This is a genomic window from Microbacterium sp. NPDC003461 (assembly GCF_053588335.1).
The window spans coordinates 25,500-41,501 of sequence record NZ_JBSFPT010000013.1; the positions used below are offsets into that span (position 1 = coordinate 25,500).

12 protein-coding genes are annotated in these 16,002 nt (G+C 71.5%); 6 read left to right on the forward strand and 6 right to left on the reverse strand.

From position 1 onward, the window contains the following. Nucleotides 1-12: 12 nt before the first annotated feature. The 4 genes from hrcA to lepA all read right to left on the reverse strand — a co-directional run bounded on the left by hrcA (nucleotide 13) and on the right by lepA (nucleotide 4,912). Nucleotides 13-1,053, reverse strand: coding sequence for a heat-inducible transcriptional repressor HrcA (gene hrcA, locus ACWDR7_RS07140; RefSeq protein WP_449854230.1), 1,041 nt, complete (start codon nucleotides 1,051-1,053; stop codon nucleotides 13-15). 68 nt (nucleotides 1,054-1,121) lie between these two features. Then, entirely contained in the window at nucleotides 1,122-2,339 is a 1,218-nt protein-coding gene (gene hemW / locus ACWDR7_RS07145) for a radical SAM family heme chaperone HemW (protein ID WP_449854231.1), read from the reverse strand. 34 nt (nucleotides 2,340-2,373) lie between these two features. Beyond that, the gene (locus ACWDR7_RS07150) at nucleotides 2,374-3,045 is read right to left on the reverse strand and encodes a DUF1990 family protein (RefSeq protein ID WP_449854232.1); all 672 of its coding nucleotides are present in this window, start codon (nucleotides 3,043-3,045) and stop codon (nucleotides 2,374-2,376) included. A 19-nt stretch (nucleotides 3,046-3,064) separates the two neighbouring features. Then, entirely contained in the window at nucleotides 3,065-4,912 is a 1,848-nt protein-coding gene (gene lepA, locus ACWDR7_RS07155) for a translation elongation factor 4 (RefSeq protein ID WP_449854233.1), read from the reverse strand. Nucleotides 4,913-5,180: 268 nt separating this feature from the next. On the opposite strand from lepA, the gene ACWDR7_RS07160 reads away from it, so the two are divergent. The 6 genes from ACWDR7_RS07160 to rpsT all read left to right on the forward strand — a co-directional run bounded on the left by ACWDR7_RS07160 (nucleotide 5,181) and on the right by rpsT (nucleotide 12,589). Next, complete coding sequence (locus tag ACWDR7_RS07160) at nucleotides 5,181-6,920, forward strand: ABC transporter family substrate-binding protein (RefSeq protein ID WP_449854234.1); 1,740 nt, start codon at nucleotides 5,181-5,183, stop codon at nucleotides 6,918-6,920. A 117-nt stretch (nucleotides 6,921-7,037) separates the two neighbouring features. Next, on the forward strand, nucleotides 7,038-8,558 hold the full coding sequence (locus ACWDR7_RS07165; protein ID WP_449854235.1) for an ABC transporter permease: 1,521 nt from the start codon (nucleotides 7,038-7,040) through the stop codon (nucleotides 8,556-8,558). After that, nucleotides 8,555-9,730 (forward strand): ABC transporter permease, encoded by a 1,176-nt coding sequence (locus tag ACWDR7_RS07170; RefSeq protein WP_449854236.1) that lies wholly within the window; start codon nucleotides 8,555-8,557, stop codon nucleotides 9,728-9,730. Before ACWDR7_RS07165 ends, ACWDR7_RS07170 begins: the two co-directional genes overlap by 4 nt. Next, complete coding sequence (locus ACWDR7_RS07175) at nucleotides 9,727-11,400, forward strand: ABC transporter ATP-binding protein (RefSeq protein WP_449854237.1); 1,674 nt, start codon at nucleotides 9,727-9,729, stop codon at nucleotides 11,398-11,400. The genes ACWDR7_RS07170 and ACWDR7_RS07175 overlap by 4 nt, the downstream gene beginning before the upstream one ends. 58 nt (nucleotides 11,401-11,458) lie before the next feature. Further along, the gene (locus tag ACWDR7_RS07180; RefSeq protein WP_449854238.1) at nucleotides 11,459-12,214 is read left to right on the forward strand and encodes an alpha/beta fold hydrolase; all 756 of its coding nucleotides are present in this window, start codon (nucleotides 11,459-11,461) and stop codon (nucleotides 12,212-12,214) included. Between the two features lie 114 nt (nucleotides 12,215-12,328). Beyond that, the gene (gene rpsT / locus ACWDR7_RS07185) at nucleotides 12,329-12,589 is read left to right on the forward strand and encodes a 30S ribosomal protein S20 (protein WP_449854239.1); all 261 of its coding nucleotides are present in this window, start codon (nucleotides 12,329-12,331) and stop codon (nucleotides 12,587-12,589) included. 60 nt (nucleotides 12,590-12,649) lie between these two features. Here the strand turns inward: rpsT and holA are convergent, their stop codons facing one another. Both holA and ACWDR7_RS07195 read right to left on the reverse strand, forming a co-directional pair. After that, nucleotides 12,650-13,699: a DNA polymerase III subunit delta gene (holA, locus tag ACWDR7_RS07190; RefSeq protein ID WP_449854240.1), complete on the reverse strand. Its 1,050-nt coding sequence runs from the start codon at nucleotides 13,697-13,699 to the stop codon at nucleotides 12,650-12,652. A gap of 60 nt (nucleotides 13,700-13,759) precedes the next feature. Next, on the reverse strand, nucleotides 13,760-15,985 hold the full coding sequence (locus ACWDR7_RS07195; RefSeq protein WP_449854266.1) for a ComEC/Rec2 family competence protein: 2,226 nt from the start codon (nucleotides 15,983-15,985) through the stop codon (nucleotides 13,760-13,762). Between the last annotated feature and the right edge of the window lie 17 nt (nucleotides 15,986-16,002).

Below are 16,002 nucleotides of genomic sequence, written 5' to 3' on the forward strand. Positions count from 1 at the left end.
GTCCGTCGCGCCTCAGCGGCGCGCGGCATCCTCGTCCAGCAGCCTCGTCAGGTAGCGGGCGACCGCCCGCGCCGCCGACAGGTTGCTGGGATAGTCCATGCGGGTCGGCCCCATCACGCCCACGCGGGCCGTGCCGATCCGCGAGTCGTAGTCGCTCGCCACGATCGAGGCGTCGCCCAGGCCGAACGGCTCGTTCTCGCGCCCGATGCTCGCCGCCAGGCCCTGGTCGTCGGGCTGCATCTCCGACATCAGCCGCAGCAGGGTGACCTGCTCCTCGATCGCCTCCAGCAGCGGGTGGATGCTGCCGCGGAAGTCCTGCTCGCGGCGCGCGAGCGTGGCCGCCCCCGCCATCACGAGCCGGTTCTGGCGGAACTCCGCCAGCTCCTCCGCGATCACCCGCGCGAGTTCGCGCAGCGTGGCGGCCAGGCGGTCCGCGGGGTCCGCGGAGCCCTCGAGCACCGCGGCGACGCGCTCCGAGCCCTCGCCGACCGAGCGCTCGGTGACGAGGGTGGCGAGCTGCGCGCGCAGCAGCGCCACGTCGGCGTCCTCGAGCGCGGCCGGCACGACGACGATGCGCTGCGAGACGCGCCCCGTGTCGGTGACGAGGATCACGAGCAGCCGCGAGCGCTCGAGCGCCACGAGCTCGAGGTGCGTCACGTTCGCGCGGGCGAACGACGGGTACTGCACGAGCGCGACCTGGCCGGTCAGCTGCGTGAGCAGGCGCACGGTGCGCGCGAGGAGGTCGTCGAGGTCCTGCGGATCGGCGAGGAACGTCGAGATGGCGGCGCGCTGCGCCGGCGTGAGGGGGCGGATCTCGGCGAGGTGGTCGACGAACACGCGGTACCCCTTGTCGGTGGGCACGCGCCCGGAGGACGTGTGCGGCGCCGTGATGAGGTCCTCGTCCTCGAGCATCGCCATGTCGTTGCGGATCGTCGCGGCCGAGACATCGAAGGCGTGGCGCTCGACGATCGCCTTGCTGCCCACCGGCTCGTGCGTGTCGACGTAGTCCTGCACGATGGCGCGGAGCACCTGCAGGCCTCGTTCGGTGACCATCGCGCTCCCTTCTGGCACTCGATCCTGACGAGTGCCAATTCTAGCCGCTCGGGCCGGGAACCGGCGGCTCAGTCGGTCAGCGCGCGCACCACGGCATCGGCCAGCAGCCGCCCCTTGAGCGTCAGCACGATGCGCCCGCGGAGGGCGGCGGGACCCTCGACGAGCTCGTCGGCGATCAGCCTCGCCACGGCCTCGCGCCGCACGGCGGGCACCGTGGCCAGCTCCAGTCCCTCGCGGATGCGGCTCTCCAGCAGCACCCGCTCGAGCAGGCGCGCCGCCTCGTCCGGCCGCTCGCGAGCCGCCGCCGGGGACTCCCCGCCGGCGAGCCGCTGCGCGTACGCGGCGGGGTGCTTCACGTTCCACCAGCGCAGGCCGGCGACGTGGCTGTGCGCGCCCGGACCGAAGCCCCACCAGTCCTGCCCACGCCAGTAGTTCAGGTTGTGCCGCGAGCGGTGCTCCGGCCCGCGCGACCAGTTCGACACCTCGTACCAGTCGAAGCCGGCCGCCGCGAGGCGGGCGTCCGCGAGCTCGTACATGTCGGCCTGCACGTCGCCGTCCGGCTCCGGCACCTCGGCGCGCGCGATCTGCCTGGCGAGCTTCGTGCCCTCCTCGATGATGAGCGCGTAGGCCGAGACGTGGTCGGGCTCGAGCGCCAGCGCCGCGTCGAGCGATGCCGACCAGTCGCCCAGGGTCTCCCCCGGCGCGCCGTAGATCAGGTCGACGCTCACGTCGAGGCCCGCGCCGCGCGCGGCGGCCACCGCCGTGCCCACGTTGGCGGGCATGTGCGTGCGGTCGAGCGCCGCGAGCACGCGCGGCACGGCCGACTGCATGCCGATCGACATGCGGGTGACGCCGGCCGCGGCGAGCTCATGCGCGACGGCGTCGGTGACGGTGTCGGGATTGGCCTCCACGGTGACCTCGACCCCCGGCTGCAGCCCGAACGCCTCGCGCACCGCGGCCAGCATCCTGGCCAGGTCGCCGGCCGGCAGCAGCGTGGGCGTGCCGCCGCCGAAGAACACCGTGCTGGCCGGACGCATCGCGCCCGCGCCGCCGAGCACGCCCGCGGCGAGCTCGACCTCGCGGATCAGCGTGTCGGCGTACATGTCCTGCCGTGCCCCGCGCAGCTCGGTCGCCGTGTAGGTGTTGAAGTCGCAGTAGCCGCAGCGCACGCGGCAGAACGGCACGTGCAGGTACACCCCGAGCTCCGCCTCGCGGTCGACGGGGAGGTCGGCGGGCAGCGCTCCGTCGACGGGTGCGGGGTCGCCCAGGGGCAGCGCCGCGCCCATCAGGTGCGCGCCGCCTTCGATGTCGGCCCGCGCATCAGGACGGCGTCGCGAACAGCGGCGAGATCGCGCGCAGGTAGCGGTCGAAGAGCGCGCGGCGACGGCGGCGGATCAGGCCGGGGAACAGCCGGCCCAGCGGCCGCGTGGGGCGGTCGAAGGCGCGCACCGTGAACCACACCTCGTCGTTCTCGCGCCACTCGATCATGAACGACTCCTCGCCGCTCACCACCGATCCGCCCACCGTGCCGAGCGCGAAGCCCACGCGACGCTGCTCCTCGACGACGAAGATCACGCGCAGCTCGCCGCCCGCGTGGTGCCCGTGCACCCGGCCCTGCAGGCGCACGGTGGCGCCGGCGCTCACGAGGGGCGTGCCCTCGGCGTCGAAGCGCTGCTCGCTCTCGCCGAAGCGCTCGCCGCCGTCCATGCCGGCCGGCGCGATCGGCCGGCCCTCGCCGTCGAAGCTCACGCCGGTGTACGCGGGACCGGCCGCGGGGCGCACCTCGAGCACGTGCAGCTGCGCGCCGCGCTGCGCCGCCCACGACAGCAGCTCCTCGGCGGCCGCGCGGAAGCGCTCCTCGCCGCTGCCGATGCGCCACTCCGCCGCCGCCGGAATGCTCTTCTCCGGCGGGTACTGCAGCAGGTCGTCGGCCTGCGTGCCGCCGACGGCGGCGTAGTCGACGGTCTCGTCTCGGAACGTGCCCCGGCGCATGGTCACAGCCTACCCAGGGCTACTTGCCCTTGGTCTCGACGTCGCCCGAGAGCGCCGCGATGAACGCCTCCTGCGGCACCTCGACGCGGCCGACCATCTTCATGCGCTTCTTGCCTTCCTTCTGCTTCTCGAGCAGCTTGCGCTTGCGCGTGATGTCGCCGCCGTAGCACTTGGCGAGCACGTCCTTGCGGATCGCGCGGATGTTCTCGCGCGCGATGATCCGGGCGCCGATCGCGGCCTGGATCGGCACCTCGAACTGCTGCCGCGGGATGAGCTTGCGCAGCCGCTCCGTCATCGTCGTGCCGTACGAGTACGCCTTGTCGCGGTGCACGATGGCGCTGAACGCGTCGACGCGGTCGCCCTGCAGCAGGATGTCGACCTTCACGAGGTCGGCCTCCTGCTGACCGGCCGGCTCGTAGTCGAAGCTCGCGTAGCCCTGCGTGCGGCTCTTCAGCTGATCGAAGAAGTCGAAGACGATCTCGCCGAGCGGGATCGTGTACTTCAGCTCCACGCGCTCCTCGGAGAGGTAGTCCATCCCCTCCAGGCTGCCGCGACGGTTCTGGCACAGCTCCATGACTGTGCCGACGTAGTCCTTGGGCGTGAGGATCGACGCGCGCACGATCGGCTCGCTCACCGCGCCGATCTTGCCCTCCGGGTACTCGCTCGGGTTCGTGACGACGATGCGCTGGCCCGTCTCCGTGAGCACCTCGTAGATCACGCTCGGCGCGGTCGTGATGAGGTCGAGGCCGAACTCGCGCGAGAGGCGCTCCGTGACGATCTCGAGGTGCAGCAGGCCGAGGAAGCCGCAGCGGAAGCCGAACCCGAGCGCCACCGAGGTCTCGGGCTCGTACACGAGCGCGGCATCCGAGAGCTTGAGCTTGTCGAGCGCCTCGCGCAGCTCCGGATAGTCGCTCGCGTCGATCGGGTACAGACCCGAGAACACCATGGGCTTCGGCTCCACGTAGCCCGCGAGCGCGTCGGTCGCGGGCTTGCGCGCGTTCGTGACCGTGTCGCCCACCTTCGACTGGCGCACGTCCTTCACGCCGGTGATGAGGTAGCCCACCTCGCCGACGCCGAGGCCGCGGGTGGGCTGCGGCTCGGGGCTCGACACGCCGATCTCGAGCAGCTCGTGCGTCGCCTGCGTCGACATCATCTGCACGCGCTCGCGCGGCTCGAGCCGCCCGTCCACCATGCGCACGTACGTGACGACGCCGCGATAGGCGTCGTAGACCGAGTCGAAGATCATGGCGCGCGCCGGCGCGTCGGCGTCACCGACCGGCGCCGGGATCTCCCCCACGAGCCGATCCAGCAGTGCGTCCACGCCCTGCCCCGTCTTGCCCGACACCCGCAGCACGTCGGCGGGGTCGCCGCCGATGAGGTCGGCGAGCTCCTTCGCGAACCGCTCCGGATCCGCGGCCGGCAGGTCGATCTTGTTGAGCACCGGGATGATCGTGAGGTCGTTCTCGAGCGCCATGTAGAGGTTCGCGAGGGTCTGGGCCTCGATGCCCTGCGCCGCGTCCACGAGCAGGATGGCGCCCTCGCAGGCGGCGAGCGAGCGCGAGACCTCGTAGCTGAAGTCGACGTGCCCCGGCGTGTCGATCATGTTGAGCGCATACGTGGTGCCGTCGACCTCCCACGGGATCCGCACCGCCTGGCTCTTGACCGTGATGCCGCGCTCGCGCTCGATGTCCATCCGGTCGAGGTACTGCGCGCGCATGTCGCGGTCGGCGACCACGCCCGTCAGCTGCAGCATGCGGTCGGCCAGGGTGGACTTGCCGTGGTCGATGTGGGCGATGATGCAGAAATTGCGGATGCGCTCGGGCGGCGTCGCGGCGGGCTCGAGCGGATTCAGGGCGCGTGGAGACATGTTCGTCCGATTCTACGGTGTGCGACCTGTCCGCCCCTGCGCGGGTCCATCCGAGCAGATCGCTCAGACACGCCCGGGGTGCATCACTCACAATCAGCGAATTGATTCATAACGATTGATCACGGTTTCCTCACGAAGTACGGCTCCGTAACATCCCCGGAACATTCGGTGTGTGACAGTGACCAACTATGAATGGGGGTCGTCCCCGGACGGCAGCGACGAAGAGCCCTCGACGCGTCCCCAGCATCACCCAACCCAAGGAGAAGGAATGCGTCTGCGACGTATCTATGGCGGAGTGGCTGCTGCGGCCGCGCTCGGCCTGGCCCTCACGGCCTGCGCCCCCGCCGACAGCGGCGACAACGGTGACGGCGGCGACGACACCACCAGCCAGTCCATCGCGGTGACGGTCGGCCCGAACGACTTCATCAGCTACAACGGCTTCACGCCCGAGACGTACTCGACGTACAACTCGGCGATCGTGGACCAGCTGAAGGCCGGCTTCGCGTACTTCGGTCCCGACGGCTCGATCGTCCCGAACGAGGACCTCGGCTCGTACGAGGTCGTCTCGGAGGACCCGATGGTCATCGAGTTCACCATCAGCGACGACGCTGTGTGGTCGGACGGCACGCCGATCACGGTCGCCGACGCGATCCTCGCCTGGGGCATCCAGAACGCCAACCTCACCTCGGGCGACGCCCCGCTGTTCAACTCGGTCTCGCAGGACCTCGGCGACACCATCCCCGCCGGCCCCCAGGGCGACCCGACGGGCAAGACCTTCACGGTCGAGTTCGCCAACCCCGACCCCGACTACGCGATCCAGTCGTACATCGTCGACCCGGCGCACGTGGTGGCCGAGCAGGTCGGCATGACCGTCGAGGAGCTCTCCGAGGCGATCCTCGCGGGCGACGCCGAGGCTCTCGCCCCGGCCGCCGAGTTCTGGAACACCGGCTGGCACACCGAGCCCGGCACGCTGCCCGACGCCGAGCTCATCCCCTCGTCGGGTCCGTACATCCTCGACTCGTGGAGCGCCACGCAGTCGGTGACGCTGAAGGCCAACCCCGAGTACTACGGCGAGCAGCTGGCGCCGAAGAACGACGAGATCGTCTTCCGCTTCATCGAGCAGGACGCCATGCCCCAGGCGCTCGAGAACGGCGACGTCGACGTCATCGCCCCGCAGCCCACGGTCGACACGATCGCGCAGCTCGAGGAGATCGGCGACGCGGCCAGCATCTACACCGGCCCGACGCTGACGTGGGAGCACCTCGACTTCAACTTCGTCGAGGGCTCGCTGTTCGCCGACAACCTGGAGCTGCGCAAGGCCTTCGCCATGTGCGTGCCGCGCCAGCAGATCGTCGACAACCTCATCAAGCCGCTCGACCCCGAGGCCGAGGTCATGAACGCCCGCGAGGTGTTCCCCTTCCAGGAGACCTACGACGAGGTCGTCAGCGAGTCCTACGACGGCCAGTACGACGAGGTCGACGTCGAGGGCGCGAAGGCGATCGTCGAGGCGGAGGGTGCCACCGGCGCCGAGGTCCGCATCGGCTACTCGGCTCCGAACCCCCGCCGCACCGACGAGGTCGCCATGATCAAGGCGTCGTGCGACAAGGCCGGCTTCAACATCGTCGACGCGGGCAACCCGGACTTCTTCCAGCCGGGCGGCACGCAGGAGCGCGGTGACTACGAGGTCGCGCTGTTCGCGTGGGCCGGTTCGGGCCAGATCACCTCGGGCCAGAACATCTACGCGACGGACAAGCCGCAGAACTACGGCGGCTACTCGAACCCCGAGGTCGACGCCGCGTGGACGACCCTCGCCTCGACGCTCGACACCGACGTGCACCTCGAGCAGACCAAGGTGATCGAGAAGCTGCTGTGGGACACGCTGTACGGCATCCCGCTGTTCGCCCACCCGGGCGTTGACGCCGCGGCCTCGAACATCGAGGGCGTGGAGCGCACCACCACCCAGAGCGGCATCAGCTGGAACGCGCACAACTGGAGCCGCGCAGAGTAATCTGCCGGCCTGATGCACCGGCGGTGTGGCCCGGCTCCTCGGAGCCGGGCCACACTCCCGTGAGCGCGACCGAGAGGTCGCCGTCGCGGGAGGCCGACAACCAAGGACTCTTATCTCGTGCTCATCTTCATCCTCAGACGCCTCGCCGCGGCCGTGGGCATCATGCTGGCCTCGTCGGTGCTCATGTACGTCCTCGCGATCAACTCCGGCGATCCCCTCGCCGACCTGCGCGAGAGCAACGCTGACAACCGCGAGCTGCTCATCCAGCAGCGCATCGAGTACATGAACCTCGACATGCCCTGGTACCAGCGGTACTTCACCTGGCTCACCGGCGTCGGCAAGTGCGTCGTCGGCGCCTGCGACCTCGGCCTCAACCGCAGCGGCCAGGACGTGGCCGCGCAGCTCGGCCAGGCGGCCAGCTCCACCCTGCAGCTCGTCTTCCTCGCCACGATCATCGCCCTCGTCGTGGGCATCGCCATCGGCGTCCTGACCGCCGTGCGTCAGTACTCCGGGCTGGACTACGCCGTGACGCTGCTGACCTTCCTGTTCTTCTCGCTGCCGGTGTTCTGGGCCGCCGTGCTCTTCAAGGAGTACCTCGCCATCGGCTACAACGACTGGCTTGCGGATCCGCAGTTCACCCCCGTCGAGATCGCCATCATCGCGATCGTCGCGGGCCTGCTGATGCAGGTGTTCCTGGCCGGCTCGCTGAAGCGCCGCCTCCTCACCTTCGCGATCACCGCGGCCTTCTTCGCGGTCGCGATCCCCACGCTGCTCGCGCTGGACTACTTCCGTGAGCCGAAGCTCGGCTTCGTCGGCGTGGCCCTGCTCACCGTCGCCGCCGCACTGACGATCGTGGTGCTCAGCGTGGGCCTGCAGAACCGCAAGGTGCTGTACCCCGTGCTCATCACGGCCGGCATCGTCATCGTGATGCAGTTCGCGCTGGTGAACGTGTTCATCTACTACATGAACTGGTGGATCATCATCGGCGGCCTCGCGCTGGCCGTCGCGGTGCCCTGGGTCATCGCGCATTACATGGGCGGCCGCTACCGCACCGTCGCGATCGGCGCGAGCGTGGCCACCGGCGTCATCGGCGCGGGCCTGACGGTGCTCGACCACGTGTTCCGCACCTGGCCGAGCTTCCTCGACAAGAAGCCGCGCCCGATCTCGACGATCGGCTCGCACACACCGAACTTCACGGGCGACTTCTGGCAGGTCTTCCTCGACCACGCCACCCAGCTGCTGCTGCCGACGCTGGTGCTCACCGTGATCTCGCTGGCCAGCTACAGCCGCTACACGCGCAGCTCGATGCTCGAGGTGAACCGTCAGGACTTCATCCGCACCGCGCGCGCCAAGGGGGCGCCCGAGCGCATCGTGATCTTCCGTCACGCGCTGCGCAACGCCCTCATCCCCATCACCACGATCGCCGCGTTCGACTTCGCCGGCCTCATCGGCGGCGCCGTCATCACCGAGCGCGTGTTCGGCTGGACCGGCATGGGCGCGATGTTCAGCACGGGGCTCTCGCAGGTCGACCCCGCGCCGGTCATGGCGTTCTTCCTGGTCACCGGCCTGGCCGCGATCGTCTTCAACATGCTGGCGGACATCTTCTACGCCGTCCTGGACCCGAGGATCCGAGTATGAGCACCACCGACAGCCACAACTCCGCACCGGTCACGTCGACGGACATCTACGACCTCGCCGAGGCCGAGGACGCCGCGCTCCTCAAGAAGAGCGCCAAGCCGCTCTCGCAGGGCCAGCTCGTCCGGCGCCGGTTCTTCCGCCACAAGGCGGCGATGATCTCGCTCGTCGTGATCCTGCTGATCGTCGGCGTCTCGTTCAGCTCCATGGGCTTCCTCGGGATCCCCGGCTGGTGGGACAAGAGCTACACGGACGCCGGCGAGGTCGTCAACGGCGGCGCCCCGACGCTCAGCCTCATCCCGACCTGGCTCGGCGGCGAGGGCATCCACCTCGGCGAGCACCCGTTCGGCCAGGAGAGCACGGGCAAGGACTACTTCGCGCTCGTCATGGTCGGCACCCAGCGCTCGATCATCATGGGCTTCGTGGTCGGGCTCATCTCGACCTTCATCGGCTCGGTCATCGGCGCGGTCTCGGGGTACTTCCGCGGCCGCACCGACTCGGTGCTGATGCGCATCACCGACGTCGTCATCGTCATCCCGCTGCTGGCGATCGCCGCCGCGCTGGGCCAGATCGCCGGCAACATCGGCAGCTCGGTGTTCCTCCTCGCCCTCATGATCGGCCTCATCTCGTGGACGGGACTCGCGCGCCTCGTCCGCGGCGAGATCCTCTCGCTGCGCGAGCGGGAGTTCGTCGCCGCCGCCCAGTCGATGGGCGCCGGCGCGGGCCGGATCATCTTCCAGCACCTGATGCCCAACACGGTCGGCGTCATCATCGTGAACGCCACGTTCGCGATCGCGAGCGCCATCCTGCTCGAGAGCTCGCTGTCGTTCCTGGGCTTCGGCGTGCGCCCGCCCGAGACCTCGCTCGGCCTGCTGATCGACCAGTACCAGGGCGCGTTCACCAACCGGCCGTGGCTGTTCTGGTGGCCGGGCGGGATCATCCTCGCCTTCGCCCTCGCCGTGAACTTCCTCGGCGACGGCCTGCGCGACGCCTTCGACCCGCGTCAGACGGGCCGGATCAAGCGCGCCGGCCTGTTCGACTGGTCGGGACGCAACAAGCAGGCGCCCGCCGCGGCCATCGCGGCACCCCAGGTCGAGATCCAGCCCGGCCCCAGCAACCCCGACGCCGCCGACACCGAAGGCGGATACGACATGGACAAGGGAGGCCGCGCATGACCGCCGTCGATCCGAACGCGGCACCCGCGCTCTCGTTCACCGATCTGAACGTCCGCTTCGCCACCGAGGGCGGCATCGTCCACGCCGTGAAGGGCCTCTCGCTCGACGTGAAGCCCGGCGAGGTCGTGGCGCTCGTGGGCGAGTCGGGCTCGGGCAAGTCGGTCACCTCGACCGCGGCCATGGGCCTGCTGCCGCCGAACGCCGCCGTGACGGGCGAGGCCCGCGTGGGCGGCGTCAACGTGGTCGGCCTCCCCGAGGACAGGATCCGCGCGATGCGGGCACGGGAGATCGCGATGATCTTCCAGGAGCCCATGACGGCGCTCAACCCGGTGCTCTCGATCGAGAAGCAGCTCGTCGAGACCTTCGAGCTGCACGACGTCGCCTACGGCGCCGACGCGGTCGAGCGCGCCATCGAGCTGCTGCGGCTGGTCGGCATCCCCGAACCGGAGAAGCGGATCAAGCAGTACCCGCACCAGTTCTCCGGCGGCCAGCGCCAGCGCATCGTCATCGCGATCGCGATCTCGCTGCGACCGAAGGTGATCATCGCCGACGAGCCGACCACGGCCCTCGACGTGACCGTGCAGGCCGAGATCCTCGACCTGCTGCGGCGCCTGAAGGACGAGCTTGACTCGGGAATCCTGCTCATCACGCACAACATGGGCGTCGTCGCCGACCTCGCCGACCGCGTCGCCGTGATGTTCCGCGGCAGCCTCGTCGAGACCGGCTCCGTGCACGACGTGCTGACCAAGCCGCAGCACCCGTACACGAAGAAGCTGCTGAACGCCGTGCCCCGCCTGGAGAACGTCGAGCTGCAGCAGGGTCACGGCGAGGAGCCCGAGCCGACGGGACGCGAGCTCGTCCTGAAGGCCACGGATCTCGCGATCGAGTACCACATGCGCGGCAAGCGCTTCCGCGCGGTCGAGGATGTCTCGTTCGACCTGGCCAAGAACGAGATCCTCGGCATCGTGGGCGAGTCCGGCTCCGGCAAGTCCACGATCGCGAAGGCGGTCCTCGGGCTCATCCCCGTCGCCGCCGGCACGCTGGACGTGCAGGGCGAGAACCTGGCGACGGCATCGCGCCGCCGCGCCAAGGCCGTGCGCCGGCGCATCGGCGTCGTGTTCCAGGACCCGGCCGCGTCGCTCGATCCGCGGTTCCCGATCGGCGACGTGCTGGCCGAGCCGATGGCGATCCACCGCGTGGGCACGAAGGAGGAGCGCCTGGCGCGCGCCCACGAGCTGCTCGACGCCGTGCGCCTGCCCCGTGACGTCGTGAACCGCTACCCGCACGAGCTCTCGGGCGGGCAGCGCCAGCGTGTCTCGCTCGCCCGCGCCCTCATGCTCAAGCCGGAGCTGCTCATCGCGGACGAGCCCACCTCGGCGCTCGACGTGTCGGTGCAGGCCGCGGTGCTCGACATGATCAAGGAGCTGCAGCAGGAGTTCGCCTTCGCCTGCCTGTTCGTGAGCCACGACCTCGCGGTCGTCGATCTGCTCGCCGACCACGTGCTCGTCATGAAGGACGGACGCATGGTCGAGCACGGGCGCACGAGCAGCGTGCTGCATCACCCGCAGGCCGAGTACACGAAGCGGCTGCTCGCGGCCGCCCCCGTGCCGGATCCGACGGAGCAGCGCGAGCGCCGTGAGGCGCGTCGCGCGCTGCTGGCCGCGCAGTAGCATGAAAGGCCCGTCGGGAATCCCGGCGGGCCTTTCCGCTGTCCGGGGGTGAGCCGACGTGGCCGCGCAGATCGTCCTGGTGCACGGCATCCGCACGTCGGCCACCATGTGGCGCGCGCAGATCGCGCACCTGCAGGATCGCGGCCTCACGGTGCACGCGATCGATCTGCCCGGCCACGGCTCCCGCATCGACGAGACGTGGTCGCTGGAGGAGGCGATCGCCTCGATCGACCGCGCCGTCACGCGGGCGGCCGAGCGGGGTCCCGTCGTCCTGGGCGCCCACTCGCTGGGCGGCCTGCTGTCGACGGCGTACGTCGGGCGCCCGGGAGCCGCGCCGCCCGTGGCCGCCTTCGTCGCGTTCTCGTGCACGGCGCTCCCCCGCGGCGCCGGCCTTCGCGCCTACCGCCTCATGGCGCGGGGGTTCAACAGGCTCCCCGGCGGCGGACGCTGGCTCATCGACCGGGCGCTGGACCTGCAGCTGCCGCCCGAGACCCGGTGGGACCTCGCCGCGGGCGGCTACTCGCTGCTGCAGGAGGATCGCGCGCTGGCGAGCCTCGGGGAGATCGACCTCATCCGGGCGCTGCCGCGCATCCAGCGGCGCCGCATGCCCGTGTGGTTCGTGAACGGCGAGTGGGATCAGCTGCGCGTCAACGAGCGACTGTTCACCCGGCTCGTGCCGCGCGCGGAGCTCGTGCTCGCGCGGCGGTCGACGCACCTCGTCACCGTGATGCGCCCGCGGGTCGCCGATGCCGTACTGGATCTCGCCGTCGCGTCGGTCTCCGCGGCGCCCGGGCACCCGGGTTCGGACGAATGACCTGCTAGACTCGACCCTTGGCTTGCGTGTGGGGCCACCCACACTGTCGCGCGACATCCCTCTCCTGTTGCGGGACGACATCCGAATCACCTTTCAACGAAAGTCCTACGACACGTGGCAAACATCAAGTCGCAGATCAAGCGCATCAAGACCAACGAGAAGGCGCGCGAGCGCAACAAGGCCGTCAAGACGGAGCTGAAGTCGCTCGTCCGCAAGACGCGCGACGCCGTCGCCGCCGGCGACAAGGACGCGGCCCTGGCCGCGTTCGCGAAGGCGTCGAAGAAGCTCGACAAGGCCGTGAGCAAGGGCGTCATCCACAAGAACCAGGCGGCGAACCGCAAGTCGGCGATCGCCAAGAAGGTCGCCTCGCTCTGAGCCGACCTCCCGCTGAGGCCCGTCCCGCTGGGGCGGGCCTTTCGCGTTCCCGCGGCCGGCTCACGCCCCGAACGGGCGGCGCGTGGCGACGACCGTGACCATGCGCTCGAGCGCGAAGACGGGGTCGCGCGAGGCGCCCTTGACCTCGGCGTCGGCGCGGGCGATGGCCTGGATCGCCAGGCCCAGGGTGCGCTCGCTCCAGCCGGCCTGCAGGTCGCGGCGGGCGCGATCCACCTGCCAGTCGGCCATCTTCAGCTCCTGCGCGATCTGCCGCGAACCGCCGCGGCGCCCCGCGACGCGCGCCATCGTGCGCAGCTTCATCGCGAACGCCGCCACGAGCGGCACGGGGTCGGCGCCCGAGTCGAGCGCGTGGCGCAGCGCGAGCAGCGCCTCGCCGTAGCGCCCCGCGATCGCGGTGTCCGCGACGACGAAGGAGTTCGTCTCGACGCGGCCGCCGTAGTAGCGGTTCACGATCTGCTCCGTGATGTCGCCCTCGACGTCCTGGATCAGCTGCTGGCACGCCGAGGCCAGCTCGGTGAGGTCGCCGGAGAACGCCTGCGTGAGGGCGTGCAGCGCCTTGGGGGCGATGCGGCGCCCCGCCTGCTGGAACTCCCCCGACGCGAAGGACTCGCGATCCCGGTCGTTCTTGACGGCCGGGCACGGTACCTCGACTCCCCCGCCTGTGCCGGAGCGGATGGCGTCGAGCAGCTTCTTGCCGCGCACGCTCGCCCCGGTGTGCCGCAGGATGACCGTCGCGCCCTCCTGGGGTGCCTCGATGTAGGCCAGCGCCTCGGTGAGGAACGCGTCGCTGCACTTCTCCACGCCGCTCACGCGCACGAGCCGCGGCTCGCCGAACAGCGAGGGGGATGTCACGCCGAGCAGCGTGCCCGCGACGTAGTCGTCGGCCCGGATGTCGGAGATCTCGAGCGCCGGATCCTCGGCCTTCAGGTAGTCGCGGATGCCCGCGATGGCCCGCTCCGCGCAGACCTCCTCGGGGCCGGACACGAGCACGAGCGGCGCCGGCTGGGGCTTGCGCCACGGCAGCTGCGGGATCGCCACGCCCTTCGCCCCGCCGCGACCTGAGGACGATCGAGCGGATGCGGCGGCCATGCCCCCAGCCTACCGGCGACCGCCGACACGGCTCAGCCGCCGCGCTCTCAGCCCCCGCGCTCAGCCGCCGCGCTCGCGCCAGACGGTGAGCGCGCCCTCGTCACGGCCGACGAGGATCAGGCCGTCCTCGTCGGTGCGTGCGATCGCGGATCCGATGCTCCGCAGTTCGGCGAGGATCTCCTCGCGCGGGTGGCCGTAGTCGTTCTCGCCCACGGTGACGAGCGAGAGCGCGGGGTCGAGCTCTCGGTAGAGCGCGTGGTCCTGGTCCGCACTGCCGTGATGCGCGACCTTCACCACCTCGTAGGGACCGACCGGGTGGCTCTGCGCGATCATCGCCGCCTGTGCCTCGGCGGAGAGGTCGCCGAGGAGGATCGCGCGCGGCACTCCGCCGCCGGCGAACTCCACCACGACGCTCGCATCGTTCCCGGAGGCCGGGCCCGCAGCGCGGGGCGCGGGCCAGAGCACGCGCCAGCGCGCGTCGCCCAGGTCGCCGTGCATCCCGGCCGCGGCCTGCACCCGTTCCGCGCCGCCGAGCGCGGCCCAGGTCGAGGCGACCTCGGCGTCGGCCGGCCCGTGCAGCACGAGGCCCACGCGCCCCGCCACGGCGGCGACCCCGCCCGCGTGATCCGCGTCGAAGTGCGTGAGGACGAGCAGGTCGACGCGGCCGATCCCGAGCCGGTCCAGGCAGGTGGCGAGCGGCTCGGGATCGGGGCCCGTGTCGATGAGCGCCACCGCGTCGCCCGAGCGGACGAGCACCGCGTCGCCCTGGCCGACCTCGCACGCGGCGATCGCCCAGTCCCGCGGTGTGGTGAGCGGCCCGATCACGGGCCCGGCGACCGCCGCGCCCGCCAGCGCCAGGCCGGTGATCAGCGCGAGGCTCGCGCCCGCCGCGCGCCGCACCGCGGCCGCGCGCAGGCCCCCGCGCGGGCGGATGACGAGCACCGTCGCGCACGCGCCCACGAGCGCGAGCGCCGCGAAGCCCGTGAGCCCGCCCCACCACGGCAGGCTGGCCTGCGGCAGCGCCGCGATGGTCTCGGCCGTCGCCGCGACCCACGAGGCCGGCAGCCACGCGAGCCAGGCCAGGGCGTCGGCCAGGGGCGGCACGAACACGAGCGCGCACGCGGCGGTGCCGAGCAGGGTCGCCGCCGGCGCCGCCGGACCGGCCAGCACGTTCGCGACTACCCCGTACAGCGCCACCTCGGGGGCGAACAGCACGATGATCGGCCCGCACACCAGCTGCGCCGACAGCGGCACCGCGAGGGCGAGGGCGAGCGGCCGCGGCATCCAGCGCTCCAGCCCCTCGGCCAGCGGCGCCGCGAGCAGCAGGAGCGCGCCCGTGGCCGCGGCCGAGAGCAGGAAGCCGTAGCTGGTGGCGAGCCACGGGTCGGCCAGGAGCAGCAGCGTCACGGCGGCCGAGAGCACGGCAGCGCCGCCGCCCGGGCGGCCGAGCAGGAGCGCGAGCATCGCGATGGCCGCCATCGTCCCGGCGCGGATCACGCTCGACTCCGGCGTGACGAGCACGACGAACGCCGCGAGGGCGACGAGCGCGACGCCGATCCGCAGCCGCCTGCCCGCACCGCACCACGCCGCCACCGCGAACACCAGCCCGACGACGAGCGCGCAGTTCGCGCCCGAGACGGCCGTGAGGTGCGACAGCGAGGATGCCTTCATCGCCGCGTCCAGGTCGTCGGAGACGGCGCGCGTGTCGCCCACGGCGATGCCCGGCAGCAGCTGGCCGCCGCCTCCCGGGAGCCCTGCGGCTCTCTCGACGAACGCGTCGCGCAGCCACGCGGCCGCGCCGAGCACGTGCGGCGGATCGCGCACCGGCTCGGCGGTGCGGGGGAAGATCACGAGCGCCTCGGCCGACCCCGCCTCGCCCGCCTCCGCCCCGCCGCGCACGTCGACGACGGAGCCGAGGTCCAGCCGGTCCGCCGCGGGCGCAGCCCGGTCGATCGCGACGCGGACGGGCACGACGGCCGGCGCCCGACCGTCGACCCCATCGAGCGTCTGCGCGACGCCGCCGAACCACACGCGCGCGCCGTGGGGCTCGACCTTGGTGGTGATCTCCACGCGGGCGCGCACCTCGCCCGTGGCGGAGATATCGACCGCGTCCGCCCGCGCCGGCGCGAGAACCGCGACGTGGGCGGCCGCTCCCCCGGCGGTCGCCAGGGCGACGGCCGCGAGGATGAGCGCCGTGCACCGCACCGGCAGGCGGACCGCCAGCGCGACGAGGGCGCCCGCGGCAATCAGTCCCGCCACGGCAAGCACCCAGGCCACCCCCGGCATCATCACCGCGCCGAACG